The following is a 14739-nucleotide window of genomic DNA, read 5'->3' on the forward strand; positions in this document are numbered from 1 at the left end:
GCTTCATGAGCCACCTGCCTGCCGACGCCCGTGTTCCAGAGAGCGGCCGCGTGCCCTTCGGAAGCGCCCGGCAAAAGCGCCTCGCGGAGATTTGGGAAGCACCACCGGGCTGGCGAGGATGGCTGTCGACGGTCGATCACAAGAGCATCGGCCTGCGGTACCTGGTGACCGCCTTCGTGTTCCTGCTGATGGGCGGCGTGGAAGCGTTGATTATGCGTGTGCAACTCGCGCGCCCCGACGCCGCCGTGCTCACACCCGAGCAATACAGCCAGCTATTCACCATGCACGGCGTGACGATGATCTTCCTCTACGCGCTGCCCGTGCTGTCCGGATTTTCCAATTATTTGTGGCCACTCATTCTTGGCGCGCGCGACATGGCGTTCCCGCGCCTCAATGCGCTTTCGTACTGGCTGTTCCTGTTCGCCGGCATCTTCCTGTATTCGAGTTTTCCGTTTGGACAGGCACCCAACGCGGGCTGGTTCAACTACGTGCCGCTCTCAGGGCTCGAATACAACACCGGGCCGAACATTGATGTCTACGCGCTCGGCATGGTCTTGCTCGGCGCGTCGACTACCGTGGGCTCGGCGAACTTCGTGGTTACGCTTATCCGCATGCGCGCGCCGGGCATGTCGATAGACCGCGTGCCCGTGCTCGTATGGGGGACGCTCACGGCATCCGGCGGCAACCTGCTCGCGGTACCCGCGGTGAGCCTTGCGTTTTTCCTGCTCTGGCTCGACCGCCAGTTCGGCACGCATTTCTTCGATGTGCTTAACGGCGGCCGGCCGCTGCTCTGGCAACATCTGTTCTGGATGTTCGCGCATCCGTGGGTCTATGCCGTCGTCCTGCCTGCCATGGGCATTGTTTCGGATGCGCTGCCCGTCTTTTGCCGCCGGCCTCTTGTTGGCTACACGCCGGTCGCGCTGTCGACTGTCGCCACCATGGTGATCGGTTTCATCGTGTGGATTCATCACATGTTCGCGACCGGCATTCCCGCGCTGGCGCTTGCGTTCTTCGGCTCCGCAAGCATGGTGATCGCGATCCCCAGTGCGGTCGCCACTTTCGCATGGATCGCGACGATCTGGACCGGCCGTCCCGTGTTCAAAGTGCCCTTTCTTTATTTCGCGGGTTTTGTGTTGCTGTTCGTGATTGGTGGAGTGTCGGGTGTGATGACGGCGGCCGTGCCGCTGGACTGGCAACTCAACGATACTTATTTCGTCGTCGCGCACCTGCATTACGTGCTGCTCGGGATCAACGTGTTTCCGGTGATCGGCGGCGTGGTTTTCTGGTTTCCCAAATTCACCGGTCGCCTGATGAGCGAGCGCTTCGGCAAGCTCACGTTCTGGGTCTTGTTCATCGGCTTCAACCTCGCCTTCTTTCCGATGCACATAGCGGGGCTGCTCGGCATGCCGCGGCGCATCTATACGTATTCCGGCGACATGGGCTGGAACACGGTCAATATGATCACGTCGATAGGCTCGTTTGTGTTCGCGGCCGGCGTGCTGATGTTTCTCGCGGACCTCGTATGGAGCTACAAGCGTGGCCCCGTAGCCGGTGACAATCCGTGGGATGCCCCAACGCTTGAATGGTCCGTTTCGTCACCGCCGCCCCCCTACAACTTCGCGACCATTCCGGTCGTGGAAAGCGGGCATCCGCTGTGGGAGGAGCGGCTCTTTCTCGACGATCGATCGCGGCCGCGAACGCAACTCGACGAAGGTTTGATTCTTGATCACGGTCGCGAAGCGCTGGCCACCCGCGCGCTGGATGGACGTCCCGACGCCATTCTCAAGATGCCCGGCGACTCGTACGCGCCGTTCCTGCTCGGCTTGTTCTCCACGCTGATCTTTGCCGCGATGCTGCTGCACGTGTGGTGGCTCGCGCTGGCGATGCTGGCGGGTTTCGCCATCTCGCTAGCCGCGTGGATGTGGCCTGAAGCGCCGCTTCGACAACGTGAACCCGGTCAACCTGGAGGAGAGACGCTTGGCTGATGTCATCGACATGGAGTGTCCCTTGCCGGTTGGCGGTCAAGGACGCAACGCGGGCGGTTGGTGGGGCATGTGGACGCTGATCGGGACCGAGGCCGCGCTGTTTGCTTACCTGATCTTCAGCTACCTTTACCTGCACTCGCAAGGCAGCGGCAAGTGGCCGCCCGACGGTTTGCCGAAGACGGGACCCGCGCTATTCAACACGTGCGTGTTACTGGCCAGCAGCGTGTTTGTGGTGTTGTCGGAGCGTGCGGTCAAGCGGGAGCGACGCAACGTGGCGGTCCGGTGGATGAGCGTGGCGATCGTGCTGGGGGTGCTCTTCGTCGGCGTACAACTCAAGGAGTGGCACGACCATCCGTACGGACCGTCGGCGCACCTCTATGGCTCGCTCTATTTCACCATCACGGGTTTCCACATGCTGCATGTGGTCGCCGGACTCGTCGTACTAATCCTGTTGCTCGCCTGGACCGCACTCGGTTATTTCGATGATCGCCGTCATACCGTCCTGAGCATAGGCGGCATGTACTGGCATTTCGTGGATATCGTCTGGCTGTTTATTTTTACGACGCTTTATATCAGCCCTTACGTTCTCTAGGAGACACGCCGTGCCGGCACGCCGCGAACGCATCCTGGATGCCCTGCAGCAGCTCTACGCGCTACTCGGTGCACCGCTCGCGTGGATCGTGCAGATCTGCACGTGCGAAGCGCTCGCGGCGCAGGCTTGTTACCCGGCCCAAAACCCGCTCGCGTATCCGGACCTGCATGCGCTGAACGCTTACATTGGCGCGGTGAGCCTGCTATGTCTGGCGGTCGCACTGGGCGGCCTCACAGCCGCGTGGCGGGGCTGGCGGGGTCTGCCTCAGGGTGGTGGAGGCACTGACCCTGACCGCCGGGCTGCGAGGTTCCTGTTTCGCGTCGCCATCCTGTCGAGTCCGATGTTCGTTCTCGGACTGCTCGTGACCGCCATGGCAGCGTTGATCGTCTCGCCATGCAAACCGTGGTGATGCCGATGAAACGCGCCGCCGCCCTGCTCGCTTGCCTCGTCTTATTGACAGAGAACTCACACGCACAGACTGTCGATCAAACCCTGATCGCACGCGGCGAATACCTCGCACGCGCCGGCGATTGCGCCGGTTGCCATACCGCACCTCAAGGCGGCGCACCGTTCGCGGGCGGCTTAGGCATGGCGTCGCCGTTCGGCACGATTGTCAGCAGCAACATCACCCCCGACAAGCAATATGGAATTGGCGACTACACCTACGCAGACTTCGCCCGGACTCTGCGCAAAGGGGTCGCGCGCGGCGGCAAGCACTTGTATCCAGCGATGCCATACCCCTCCTTTTCGAAGATCGATGACAACGACATGCAAGCGCTTTACGTCTACTTCATGCATGGCGTACAACCGGTCTCGAAAGCGCCGCCGCCCACCCGCCTGCCGTTTCCTTTTAACCAGCGCTGGGCGCTCGCGTTCTGGAACCTCGCCTTCGCACCGGACGAAACGTATGCAACGCATCCGGAGCATGACGCCCAATGGAACCGCGGTGCTTATCTCGTGCAGTCGCTTGGGCACTGCGGCGCATGCCACACGCCGCGCGGTCCTGCGTTTGACGAACGCGGTTATACGGAGTCGTCGGAGAAATATCTGACTGGCGGCGTGAACGATCACTGGTTCGCGCCGAACCTGACTGGCGACACCGGCTCGGGTCTCGGCCGCGTGCACGAGACGGAAATCGCGGCGTTCCTCAAGTCGGGGCATGGCGGCGGACTGGTTACGTTCGGCAGCATGGTCCAGGTGGTGGAAGACAGCACGCAATACATGAACGACGACGATCTCAACGCAATCGCCCATTACCTGAAGAGCTTGCCGCCTCAGCGAGCATCGGGCGCTTACGTGCCGCAATCCCTCGCGGCACGCCAGACTTCCGCCTCCGCGCGCACGGGCAACATCGAACGTCCCGGTGCTGGCATTTATCTTTCGTTTTGCGCGAAGTGCCATGGCACGGAGGGCGAAGGCAAGCCGCAAAAATATCCGAAACTCGCGGGCAATTCCGCCGTGCTGGGCGCCGATACCACCTCGTTAATGCGCTTGATGGTCGAAGGCGGCAATTCCCCCGACACACAACAAGGGCCACCGCGCGAGAACATGCCAGCCTACGCCGGCAAGCTGACCAACACGGAAATCGCGCAGGTGCTGACGTTCATCCGGACGACGTGGGGCAACAACGCATTACCCGTTACAACACGCGACGTAAGCCAACTAAGAGCCGATATTCACAAGTAGCGGCTGCGGTCCGGCCTCAGCGGGTCCTCGCAGGCTTCCGCATTTTTGCACTGCAAAATAGAAATTCGAAGAGAGGCCAGCCAATCGGCGTAATATTTTCAAAAATATAGCGTCATTAATCGGAAGGATAGACACCATGCGCACCATGAAAGCGATTGAGGTGAAACAGGCCGGCGGGCCGCTCGAACTGGTCGAGCGCGATGTACCCGAACCGGGCGAAGGCCATGTGCTCATCAAGATCCAGGCCTGCGGCATCTGTCACAGCGACGTCCTGACGAAAGATGGCTTGTGGCCGGGTCTGCAATACCCACGGGTGCCTGGACATGAAATCGCGGGAGTGATCGATTCGCTGGGTGCGGGCGTCGAAGGTTGGCAGGCCGGCCAGCGCGTAGGGGTCGGCTGGCACGGCGGACACTGCGGCAAGTGTGAACCTTGCCGCCGGGGTGACTTCGTGGCGTGCCAGCGCGCACAGGTGCCCGGCATCAGCTACGACGGCGGCTACGCCGAGTACATGGTCGCGCCGGTCGAAGCATTGGCGCGTATTCCAGACGATCTGTCCGATGTCGACGCCGCGCCCCTGCTATGCGCCGGCATTACGACTTTCAACGCGTTGCGCAACAGCGGTGCGCGCGCCGGCGACGTGGTCGCGATCCTCGGCATCGGCGGCCTCGGCCATCTTGGCGTGCAATTCGCGCAGAAAATGGGCTTTCGCACCGTTGCCATCGCCCGCGGCCAGGACAAGGCGGCGCTGGCGAAGCAGCTCGGCGCGCATCACTATATCGACAGCAAGGTTGAAAACGTGGCCGGGGCACTGCAGGCGCTCGGAGGCGCCCGCGTGATTCTCGCGACCGTCACGAGCGGCAAGGCAATGAGCGCCGCGGCCGGTGGTCTGGGTCTCAATGGCAAGCTCATCATGGTCGGAATTTCCGAGGAGCCTGTTGAAGTGCCCGTCGCACAATTCATCATGGGGCGCAATTCGGTGCAGGGCTGGCCGTCGGGCACGTCAGCCGATTCACAGGACACGCTGGCTTTCAGCGCGCTCGCCGGTATCAAACCAATGATCGAAGAGTTCCCGCTCGCCCGTGCGGCCGAAGCGTATGACCGCATGATGAGCGGCGCCGCGCGCTTCAGGGTGGTGCTGAAGACCGGCTAGGCGAAGTGAGGGCGCTGCCCGGGCAACGGACCGATCACGTGGATTCTCCGCAGTGACCTTCGCTATATCTCGCCATATATTTCGAGCGATCCCGACGTTCACCACGCGGTCCGGATACGCCTTCATTAACGCGCCAATTTTCGAGGTCGATGTTGCGTCGGCAACCACGACGATGATGTCCTGGCCCGCCTCGGTCAGACGACTGATCGCGCCCACCGCGCCGTCGCGCAAATCTCCTTACTTACGCATCTTCAAGCGCCCGCAACGCTTGCTTCAATTGATCTTCGTCCGGGAACTTGCGATGCCATGCCTTCAAGTTTCTTGTTGTTTCGCTCGAAAGCCAATGAAAAACGCAAGTAATCGGGGAAACACTGACGCTGGCTTTCAGTTCGGAGGGTTGAGGCACAATACGCGGGTCGACGCAGCGCGTGTCTCAGGCGGCTTCGCAGGGAAAGCAGACATGGATCAGCGGACTAGAACAGAAAAAATCTTCGAGATGGTGCAGGCCATGAAACTGGTGAAGTTATCGGAGCTTTCCAGTGAATTGGGCGTCTCGATGCCCATGATCCGCAAGGACGTCGATGAATTGCAGAAAGGCGGCCGCGTCGAGCGCGTGCATGGCAACGTGCGTCTGGCGTCACGCCAGCCCAAGGCACTGCTCGACGCCTATAACACAGGGAACGCCGGGATACTTCCGACCAGTGAAGAAAAGGCGCGAATCGGCCGCAAGGCGGCGGGGTTCATATCGAACGGTGACTCGGTCATTCTCGACTGCGGCGCCACGACCACGGAACTGGCGAGGACTTTGTCGGAGCGGCAGAACCTGCGCATTGTCACGACCGCGCTCAACATCGCCATCATCCTCGGCGGCGAGCCGACGAACCGGGTCATGCTCACGGACGGCATTTTCAAGGCCGAGACCATTGCGGTATCGGGCGAGAAAAGCGTCGGCGTTTTTTGAAGGCATGTTCGTCGACAAACTGTTTCTCGCCGCCGGCGGTGTCTCGATAGAAGCGGGTATTTCATACCCGGACTTCATCGACCTGCATGTGAAGCGCGCGATGATCGACGCGGCCAAGTCTGTTTATTTGCTCGCTGATTCAAAGAATTCGGCAAGCGTGAGTTCGCTACGTTCGGCGCTATCGAGAAGATCGATCACCCGATCACCGATACCGGGCTGGAACAGAAATACGTCGACTGGGTGACGGGAAACGGGATCGAGATTATTTATGCCTGAGACTGATTCTCGTCGCGATAGCCTCGGTCTCGTGAATGAAAGCCATTATTGAAATTCATCCGTCTCGTTCAAGCTCCTTGAGCTCAACGCTGCCTGTAACACGTACACGCATTAGCGTGGCGCGTTAATCGTCCGGGTTCGTCATTTCGGACACGATGGAACCATGATTAATGATCGCCACGAGCGAGATGCCCCCAATCATGTTGCCGAGCAAGGTGGGCAGAAAAAAACCACGCAGGTAATCCAATACGCTTGCAGCGCCCACCATCACGCTGTAACTCGCTTCCACCGAGCCCGCGATGATATGCGACAGCTTGCTCATCCCGACTATATAAGTGATCAAAAGAATCGTCACGAGCCGAGCTGAACGCGCACTTGGCAGCAACCAGACCATCAACGCGATCAGCCAACCGGCGAACACCGCACGCACTGCTGTCACCATGAAGCTGCCCGAATAGGGTTGCCGCGCTAAAGCTCCTAGCGCCTTGACGACCTCATCGGAAAAGACACCCGGGATCTGGAGCATGGCCGCGAATATCAATGTGCCGGCGACGTTCCCGAGCAGCACAAGTACCCAAAGCCGCCCTGTTTTCGCAACGGTTTTCACGTCGCGATGCGTCAGGATCGGGAGGACAGCGCTTAACGTGCTTTCCGTGAAAAGCTGTTGCTGCCCAAGAATGACAATGACAAACCCGACCGTGTAGCCAAATGACGCGACGAGCGGCCGCCAGGATGTATCGGGTAACGAACTTTCAATAATGGCCTGCGCCAAGAACGAAAATCCCATTGACAGACCGGCGGCCAGCGCGGACATGATGAGCGCACCGGCCGTTCGCTCCATCGCGGCTTCGCCCTCCTCCCTGACCACTTCATGAATAACAAGGGCACGCGGGGAAGTGTGTTGAGCCGCCTGTTTCTGTTCTCCGTCATCGAGATGAGGGGAGCTGGCGCCAGCGTTGGGACCGGGCATGATTTGCATTCCTTGGGAAAATTATTCGTCACCAGGCGTCGATATTTCCCGTGGGACTTATGCACGTCCTCGCACGATAAATGCCTGCACCCTAACGCTGATGCCTTGGGTGTTGTCGACATAGTTCGTCTCCTGGTGGCACACCGATTGCACTAACTTCTCCGCGTCCCTTTACTTCCCTTGGCTCAAGCCGCGTTCCTTGAACTGAATCCGCATCCCTCGTGTGTCGCGCTAACTCACGGCTGAACCTACTACTGCATATTTGGAGACCGTTATGTCGAACTCATTTACCGAAGACGATATCCGTACCAAGGCCTACGAATTGTGGCAACAAGCAGGTTGTCCCGACGGCGGCGCCGAAATTTATTGGGCCCAGGCTCAAACGATTTTGGGCGGCGGAGAAAACGCGTTTCCGTCCGGTTCTCCCGCGAGTTTTGATTCGTCTGAGGAGCGCCCGGTTAAAAATGATGCGGCGAGTGAAACCCCTCGTTAGCGCTCATCCTCGCCATCGTGAAGGGTTGACCCCAGGGCCAATGTGAACCTATCCCCTCCGAAGATCGGAATCCTGACGCACATAAAAATCCGATTCGCGGGCGCCCTCGAAGCATTCACCTACAGATGGCCGGCACGTCGACGCGCGACGAGACCGCGTCGGCCTGATGTCGACAGTGTGCGCATAATCTCCGGCCTTCACGCCCCCTTCGCACTGCGCTTGCGCTTAGCTGGACCCAGTTCAACCCAGGTTGGCGCGTGATCGCTGGCGTGCGCTTGTCCACGCACCCATTTGCTGACGTCGGCGGCTTTCAGGCGTGCCGCTATATCGGGGCTCAATAACAAGTGATCGATCCGTAGACCGGAGTTGGTTTGCCAATGCTGCCGAAAATAATCCCAGAAGGTATAGACCCGTTCGTCGCCGTAGACATGCCGAAGCGCATCGGTCCAGCCCTGGCTCAACAGGCGCTCGAAACATTCGCGGCTTTCCGGCTGCAGCAACGCATCCTTTAACCAGGAGCGCGGATTGTAGATGTCTTCATCGGTAGGAACGACGTTGAAATCGCCTGCGAGGATGACGGGATGTTTGCTCTCGAGCAACGCTGCCGAATACTCGATCAGCCGCTCGAACCACGCGAGTTTGTACTCGAATTTTGGACCCGGCTGCGGATTGCCATTCGGCAAATAGAGGCAACCAATGACCATGCCGTCGATGGCCGCTTCAATGTAGCGGCTTTGTTTATCGTCTTTATCGCCGGGCAAGCCTCTGCGGCTTTCGAGCGGATCAGCGCCCTTCTGCAGTATCGCGACGCCATTCCATGAAGTCTGGCCGTGCCAGATTGCACCGTACCCTGCCCCGTTGATTTCCTTCACAGGAAATCCGGCATCCGCCGCCTTGAGTTCCTGCAGGCAAACTACGTCGGGCTTTTCCTTAGCCAGCCATTCCAGCAATCCGGATAGCCGCGAACGAATCCCGTTGACGTTGAAGGTCGCTATTTTCATTTGCCTAAGCTTCCCGGAAGAAATTGCAAGGTCCCGGCCTCCCAGCAAAAAACGTGCTGCGCCGATTCCAGACGCAACTCGACCAAAACGGGAGCCTTTAACTTAAAGGAAAATACAGAAAATAACCGCCATTTTCTTTAAGGCGTTAGGATAGTCAAGGCTCGCTCGCTTAGTTCCAGCAGCGCAAGCGTTACTCGCAAAAATGCAATCGGTGGACCATGAATCCTGACAGCGTCGATACGCTAAGCCCGTTTCACCTATCCGAATCGCCAACGCTTGTTACTACGCGGCGCTTTGTGTTCCTGCTGGTGGAAGGGCTGTCCATGATGAGCCTGTCATCCGCGATCGAACCCTTGCGCTCGGCTAATCGCCTCGCGGCGCAGCCGCTCTATGCATGGGACATGGCAAGTCTCGACGGAGCGCCGGTACAGGCCTCGAACGGAATTGAACTGCAGGCTCGCCCGCTCGCCGAGGCCATGCGTCACGCGGATTATCTTTTCGTGTGCGGCGGCCTGCGGCTCGACCCCGAACTCGAACCCCGCTATCTGCGCGCACTGCGCACTGCGGCGAGCAGCAAGGCAGTGATCGGGTCCCTGTCCACAGGCAGTTATCTGCTGGCTCGCGCGGGGTTGCTCGATGGTTATCAATGCACCATTCACTGGGAAAACCTGCCGGCGTTCACGGAGGAGTTTCGCGACCTGCTGTGCTCGGGAAAGATCTACGAGATCGATAGAAACCGGATGACATGCTCAGGCGGCATCGCGGCAATGGACATGATGCTGCACCTGATCTCCGAGCAGCACGGCGCGGAGCTTGCGGTGCGCGTGGCAAACCAGTTTCACCATGAACGCATCCGCGATGGCCGCGACGATCAGCGCGGCTGGCGCGACCACAATCACGCCAGCCTGCCAAGAGGCATCCGGCGAGCGATCGACCTGATGCGGGCGAACGTTGAAGCCCCTCTGCCGATTGCGCAGATAGGGACGACCATCGGCATGACATCGCGACAACTTGAACGCCTGTTCCTGCGTCACCTGAATGCCACGCCCGCACGCTATTACGTGCAGCTGCGGCTTGAACGCGCGCACGAATTGCTGGCCTATTCAAGCGTTCCGGTCGCCGACGTTGCGCTCGCTACCGGCTTTGCTTCGCCCTCGCATCTGGCGCGCTGGGTGCGTCGTGTGTATCAGGCGAGTCCGTCCGATCTGCGAGGCGCTCAGTCACGCTCCTAGCGTTGCGAGCAGGTCTTGCGAGGTTGGCTGTGAGGCGGGCTCCGAAGCCAGCGGCAGCCATCCCTGCAACGCTCGCCAGTCCGGTTCAAGATTCGCAAATCGCGCAAGCGCAAAGCTCGACAGATCCGCAAAGCTGCATCTGCCGTCAGTCACGAGATCGCAAATAGCGTGACCGCTCGCCGGCGACAACCCGAAGCCGACGCTCGATAACGTCGCCAGGGTGAGGTTATCGAACTGGCCAGGCTGGTCGATAATCGGCCGCCCGTCCGGCGTATTCTCGATAAAACCCGCCCAGCTCCGGATCACACGCGCATGCGCGACCTTCGGAAACAAGCCCGCCACGCGGGCCGCGATACTGCATTGCAAAGGGGTGGAATGAGGCCGCTGGCGGTTCGCATCGGCGAGATCGATCCACTCGTGCGGACCGCCGCCATAGGCGAGATTACCGCGCAGTGTCTGCCGTCCATACAGGCCGTTGCCGTCGACGCCGCCTATGTTCATGGGCGGCAGCGGTTCCGTCACGATCATCTCGGCACGCGCGCTCGCAAGCGGGACATCCACGCCAAGTTGCGCGGCAAGTTCGCCCGTGTGCAGTCCCGCAGCAAGGACCAGGTGATCACACGCGATGTGGCCGCGATTCGTGTTGACGCCAGTGATGTGTCCGTTATTCGTCGTGAAGCCGGTCACGTTCGTATGCTGCAACAAGCGCCCGCCGTGATCCTGCATTGCCCATGCGTAGGCTTGCAGCGTGCGGTGCGGATTCGCATGGCCGCCAAAGTGATAGAAGTATCCGCCGAAGACGTTGTCGCCCGCGAAGGGCACGAGTTCGCGGACCTGCGCGGGGTCGAGGATGTCGGAGCGCAAGCCATGAAACGCGCCGTTATCGAGTGCCCGGCGATATAGCTGGAACTGATGCTCGTCGAGCGCGATACGAATTCGGCTGGGCCGGAATTCCGTAGGATAACCGAGTAACTCGTCCATCATCGGCCAGAGCCGCTGCTCTTCCAGGAACAATGGACTGTGATGATGCGAGCAGCCGCCGCCGTTGCGCCCGGATGCGCCCCAGCCGATCAGGCCTGCATCGAGTACAAGCACGTCCACGCCTGCGCGGGCTAGCCACCATCCGGCGCTCAGGCCCGTGACGCCTCCGCCAACGATGACGACCGCGGCACCCTTCTGTGCGTCGTTATTGGAGACGGGATGCTCTGTCTGGCGCTGTTGCGCTGTCATGGTTTGCTTGTCCTCGTGCTTGCGCGTATGCGTAAATTAAATTGAAACCTATTCGCTCGCTACGACCGCGCCGCGCTCGCGTCCTGCCGCCGTATACAGCGGCACGGGCCGCCAGAATGGCACCCATTGGGAGGCCATTCCAAACCAGCTGTCCCAGTGCTTGCCGAGTTCGGGCGCTTCTTCCAGCGCCGCAAGCTGCCGCAGCGGCAGCGGGCGCACTGGCGAACGGAATGTGGCAAGCGGGATGGCAGCCAGCTCAGTGCCCGAGCCGATCGACAACAGCGCCGCCACTTGCTCGCGGCATCGGCGTCCCTGGCACGGCCCCATGCAAGCGCGCGTGAGCCGTTTGACGATGTCGGGGTTTGGCGGACCATCGCCGGCAAGTTGTGCGAGCGTGTGTGGGTGCTCGTTGCCCTTCTTGCTTTCCCAGCCGATGTAACGCGGAGGGCGCACCTGCAGAATCTCGGCCGCCGTGACTTCCTCGCATTGGCAGACGTAGGGCTCGCCAACCGCTTCGATCACCGACGCCCGCACCCACGCGCAACGCTCGCCTGCGGGATCGATGTAAGACGTGTCAGGAACCACGGGCACTTCATCGGCGAGCTTCTGGCCATTCACACCTAAAGCGCTCAATGCGGCGGCCGCCGCGATCCGTCCTTCGCGTCTAGCGATCGATGGCGCGACGCTTTTAGCCGCCCACGTCCCCGCGCAATCGCCTGCAGCGAAAATAAACGGCAACGACGTCCGCTGTGCTTCATCGATCCTTGCGACATGTCCGCCGCGCTCCGCAATGAACGCGGTCTCGCAGCCGGCTGCCTCAAGCAATTCAATCGCGGGTGCTGTCGCGACTCCCAGCAGCACCGTGTCGCAAGCAAGGCGCTTCAACTCATCCTTCCGATGCCGCCCGTTTGCGTCGACTGCCGCGACCAATACAGACTCGACATCGCCCGATCCAGTAGCGCCCTCGGCCCGTTCGATCACATGGCGAGTCAGCACCTGCGCTCCCTTTGCAACCAACTGTGCGAGTAGCGCGGCGTCGCCCGTCACGGCTTCACCTTGCTCGATAATCGCTGCTATACGCACGCCTTTATCGGAGAGCGCATTCGCTATTTGCAACGCTGCAGTACTGCTGCCCACCATCACGGCCACGCGCGCGTTAAGCGCGTCATAAGTCATTGCAAGCCGATACGCCGCGCCCGCGCCCATCACGCCTGGCAATTCCCATCCCGGGAATGCAAGCCCCATGTCACGGCTACCGGACGCAACAATCACCTGTTTGAAACGCAGCAAATAGGCACGGTCTTCGTCCGCGAGACCCGCGACGCAGCCGTCGATCCACGCAGCTGTGGGACGTTGCGGAAACAAGCCCCATGCAACGGTCCCAAGAAGCACATTCACGCCGGCTTCCAGCGCATCGGCAAGCTCAGGCGTGCTTTCCAGCAGCGCTTCGAGCATCGCGTTCCGGTTTGCCACGACCGTCCCCATGCGGCTGCCGAAATGCAGCGGAATCTCTTCGCCCATCGTTTCGATAGGCACCGGGTTTTCGTCGATCAACGTCACCCGCACACCTCGATTCGATGCAGCCAGCGCAGCGGCGAGCCCCGCCGGTCCCGCGCCGATCACGAGCAGATCGGTTTCATCGGCGATGGGCGGTTGCTTGCCTGCGACCGACGCCGGATCGTATTCCACAGGGCCGGAAGGTTCGGCAGGATGCCGCACGGGTTGGTCCACGAGTAATCCTTGAGCGATGAAGGGGTGTCCGATTATCAGGTGACGAGCACTGCGCTCGGGATCACAAAACCGACCTGATCGCTTCCGCGGGCGACGTTTCCGGCGCGCTCAGCACGAGATCAAGAAGCGGGCTCAGGGCGTGCGCAGGTTCAGTCAGGTTGAACACCTCACGCTCCGCGGCCGCCGCCCGTTCAGGGTCCATTTGCGCATTGGCGAATGCGCGAAACTTCGCACGCAGCGCATCGCGCGGCAATGGACGTTCCGGGTCGCCTTGCGATTGCATCGGACCGGAATCAAGCGTCCTGCCGTCGCGTGTATGCACGATGACCCGGGCCCAACGTTGCGCGGGAAACAGCGCGCTGAATGCAGCGGAATCCTGCAGACGAAGGCGCGGAATCAGATAGTGCAAACGCGCGTCGGCAAGACCATCCGGTCCTATCGTTTCCGCATCCACGCGTCCATCCAGAAGCGCGGCCGCGACAGGAAACAGAACGCCGTACTGTGCTTCCTCGGTCGTGACCGGAACCGACGCGCACAGCCGGGTGGCCTCGTGAAACGTCTCTATCTCGACGCTTTCAATGGCATCCGCCACGAATACTTCAGTCTCGCGCAAACGCAGTGCGCAAGTGATTGCCGGATGCGCCCAGCGGCACACGGGAAACGGTTTGAAATACTGTTCGAGAATGATCCAGCGTTGCCCGAGATCTGACCATAACCCCTCTTCATCATGCGCTTCGATTGTCAACGCGGGCGCTCCGGAGAAATGACGCTCGGCGAGGAAAGCAGCGCTCACGCCCGCCATGCAACCCCAGCCTGAGCCATCCTTGAGCATTGTCGGAAAGTCGATGCAGCGCATCATGTCGCTGCGGGGCCCGTGATATTCCGCGATACCTAACGCATGTCGCGTGCGCTCTATATCGAGCTTCAGCCCTCGCGCGATAACTGCTGCCGCGGCCAGGGCGTTCCACGCGCCGGACGTGTGATATTCGCTGCTGGTCGCATGCAACGCGATGCCTGCACGTGTCCCAATTTCGTAGCCGAGCACCAGGCTTGTGAGGAACGAGCGGCCGTCCATGGACGGGTCCAGCTCCGCCATTGCCAGCAACGCAGGCAACGCGGCCACGCCGACGTGACCCTTGGTTAGCGAATGGCCGTCGTGACCATCGAAGCTGTCGATCGTCATCGCGCCGGCCAATGCTGCACCCAGTGGGCTCGCAATACGTCCGTCGAACAGCAGCCGGGTGCGCATGCTGCCCGCGCCGAAAAATTCAGCGGCATGATCGCAGGCTATCCGTGCGAGTTGCGTGCTGCTGCCCGCTGCCGCGACGCCGAGCAGATCGAGTAAGCAGTATTGCGCCTGCTCGATCACGGCATTGGGCAGGTCTTCGAAACGAAGCGAATGGATGAATGGTCCGACGTGATCGTTCAT

At 60.7% G+C, this 14739-nt stretch carries 14 protein-coding genes; 9 read left to right on the top strand and 5 right to left on the bottom strand.

Annotated elements, in window-relative coordinates; all coding sequences use genetic code 11:
- Positions 1 to 5: 5 nt before the first annotated feature.
- From ctaD to ACSQ83_RS06965, 7 genes are all read left to right on the top strand, one after another.
- Positions 6 to 1985 (top strand): cytochrome c oxidase subunit I, encoded by a 1980-nt coding sequence (gene ctaD / locus ACSQ83_RS06935; protein ID WP_436227625.1) that lies wholly within the window; start codon positions 6 to 8, stop codon positions 1983 to 1985.
- 10 nt (positions 1986 to 1995) lie between these two features.
- Positions 1996 to 2577, top strand: a complete 582-nt coding sequence (locus ACSQ83_RS06940; RefSeq protein WP_436227692.1) for a cytochrome c oxidase subunit 3 — start codon at positions 1996 to 1998, stop codon at positions 2575 to 2577.
- Between the two features lie 10 nt (positions 2578 to 2587).
- Positions 2588 to 2986, top strand: a complete 399-nt coding sequence (locus ACSQ83_RS06945; protein WP_414966630.1) for a hypothetical protein — start codon at positions 2588 to 2590, stop codon at positions 2984 to 2986.
- A 5-nt stretch (positions 2987 to 2991) separates the two neighbouring features.
- Complete coding sequence (locus tag ACSQ83_RS06950; RefSeq protein ID WP_436227626.1) at positions 2992 to 4263, top strand: c-type cytochrome; 1272 nt, start codon at positions 2992 to 2994, stop codon at positions 4261 to 4263.
- A 136-nt stretch (positions 4264 to 4399) separates the two neighbouring features.
- On the top strand, positions 4400 to 5416 hold the full coding sequence (locus tag ACSQ83_RS06955; RefSeq protein WP_436227627.1) for an alcohol dehydrogenase: 1017 nt from the start codon (positions 4400 to 4402) through the stop codon (positions 5414 to 5416).
- Between the two features lie 460 nt (positions 5417 to 5876).
- Positions 5877 to 6377: a DeoR/GlpR family DNA-binding transcription regulator gene (locus ACSQ83_RS06960; RefSeq protein ID WP_436227628.1), complete on the top strand. Its 501-nt coding sequence runs from the start codon at positions 5877 to 5879 to the stop codon at positions 6375 to 6377.
- A gap of 4 nt (positions 6378 to 6381) precedes the next feature.
- The gene (locus tag ACSQ83_RS06965; protein WP_436227629.1) at positions 6382 to 6621 is read left to right on the top strand and encodes a hypothetical protein; all 240 of its coding nucleotides are present in this window, start codon (positions 6382 to 6384) and stop codon (positions 6619 to 6621) included.
- A gap of 156 nt (positions 6622 to 6777) precedes the next feature.
- Here ACSQ83_RS06965 and ACSQ83_RS06970 read toward each other — a convergent pair whose 3' ends face one another.
- Positions 6778 to 7623: a formate/nitrite transporter family protein gene (locus ACSQ83_RS06970; protein ID WP_414950589.1), complete on the bottom strand. Its 846-nt coding sequence runs from the start codon at positions 7621 to 7623 to the stop codon at positions 6778 to 6780.
- A gap of 274 nt (positions 7624 to 7897) precedes the next feature.
- Here ACSQ83_RS06970 and ACSQ83_RS06975 point away from each other — a divergent pair, with 274 nt between their 5' ends.
- Positions 7898 to 8116 carry a DUF2934 domain-containing protein gene (locus tag ACSQ83_RS06975; protein WP_414950588.1) on the top strand — a complete coding sequence of 73 codons (219 nt, stop codon included), beginning with the start codon at positions 7898 to 7900 and terminating at the stop codon, positions 8114 to 8116.
- 197 nt (positions 8117 to 8313) lie between these two features.
- On the opposite strand, the gene xth is transcribed toward ACSQ83_RS06975, so the two are convergent.
- Positions 8314 to 9117 (bottom strand): exodeoxyribonuclease III, encoded by an 804-nt coding sequence (gene xth, locus ACSQ83_RS06980; protein WP_436227630.1) that lies wholly within the window; start codon positions 9115 to 9117, stop codon positions 8314 to 8316.
- Positions 9118 to 9335: 218 nt separating this feature from the next.
- Here xth and ACSQ83_RS06985 point away from each other — a divergent pair, with 218 nt between their 5' ends.
- Positions 9336 to 10349 (top strand): GlxA family transcriptional regulator, encoded by a 1014-nt coding sequence (locus ACSQ83_RS06985; protein WP_414950586.1) that lies wholly within the window; start codon positions 9336 to 9338, stop codon positions 10347 to 10349.
- Here ACSQ83_RS06985 and ACSQ83_RS06990 read toward each other — a convergent pair.
- From ACSQ83_RS06990 to ACSQ83_RS07000, 3 genes are all read right to left on the bottom strand, one after another.
- On the bottom strand, positions 10338 to 11579 hold the full coding sequence (locus ACSQ83_RS06990; protein WP_414950585.1) for an NAD(P)/FAD-dependent oxidoreductase: 1242 nt from the start codon (positions 11577 to 11579) through the stop codon (positions 10338 to 10340). The genes ACSQ83_RS06985 and ACSQ83_RS06990 overlap by 12 nt on opposite strands.
- 48 nt (positions 11580 to 11627) lie before the next feature.
- Positions 11628 to 13310 (bottom strand): NAD(P)/FAD-dependent oxidoreductase, encoded by a 1683-nt coding sequence (locus tag ACSQ83_RS06995; RefSeq protein WP_436227631.1) that lies wholly within the window; start codon positions 13308 to 13310, stop codon positions 11628 to 11630.
- 61 nt (positions 13311 to 13371) lie between these two features.
- Positions 13372 to 14739 carry an MmgE/PrpD family protein gene (locus ACSQ83_RS07000; RefSeq protein ID WP_436227632.1) on the bottom strand — a complete coding sequence of 456 codons (1368 nt, stop codon included), beginning with the start codon at positions 14737 to 14739 and terminating at the stop codon, positions 13372 to 13374.

The organism is Caballeronia sp. LjRoot29, assembly GCF_964252755.1.
Lineage (GTDB): Bacteria > Pseudomonadota > Gammaproteobacteria > Burkholderiales > Burkholderiaceae > Caballeronia.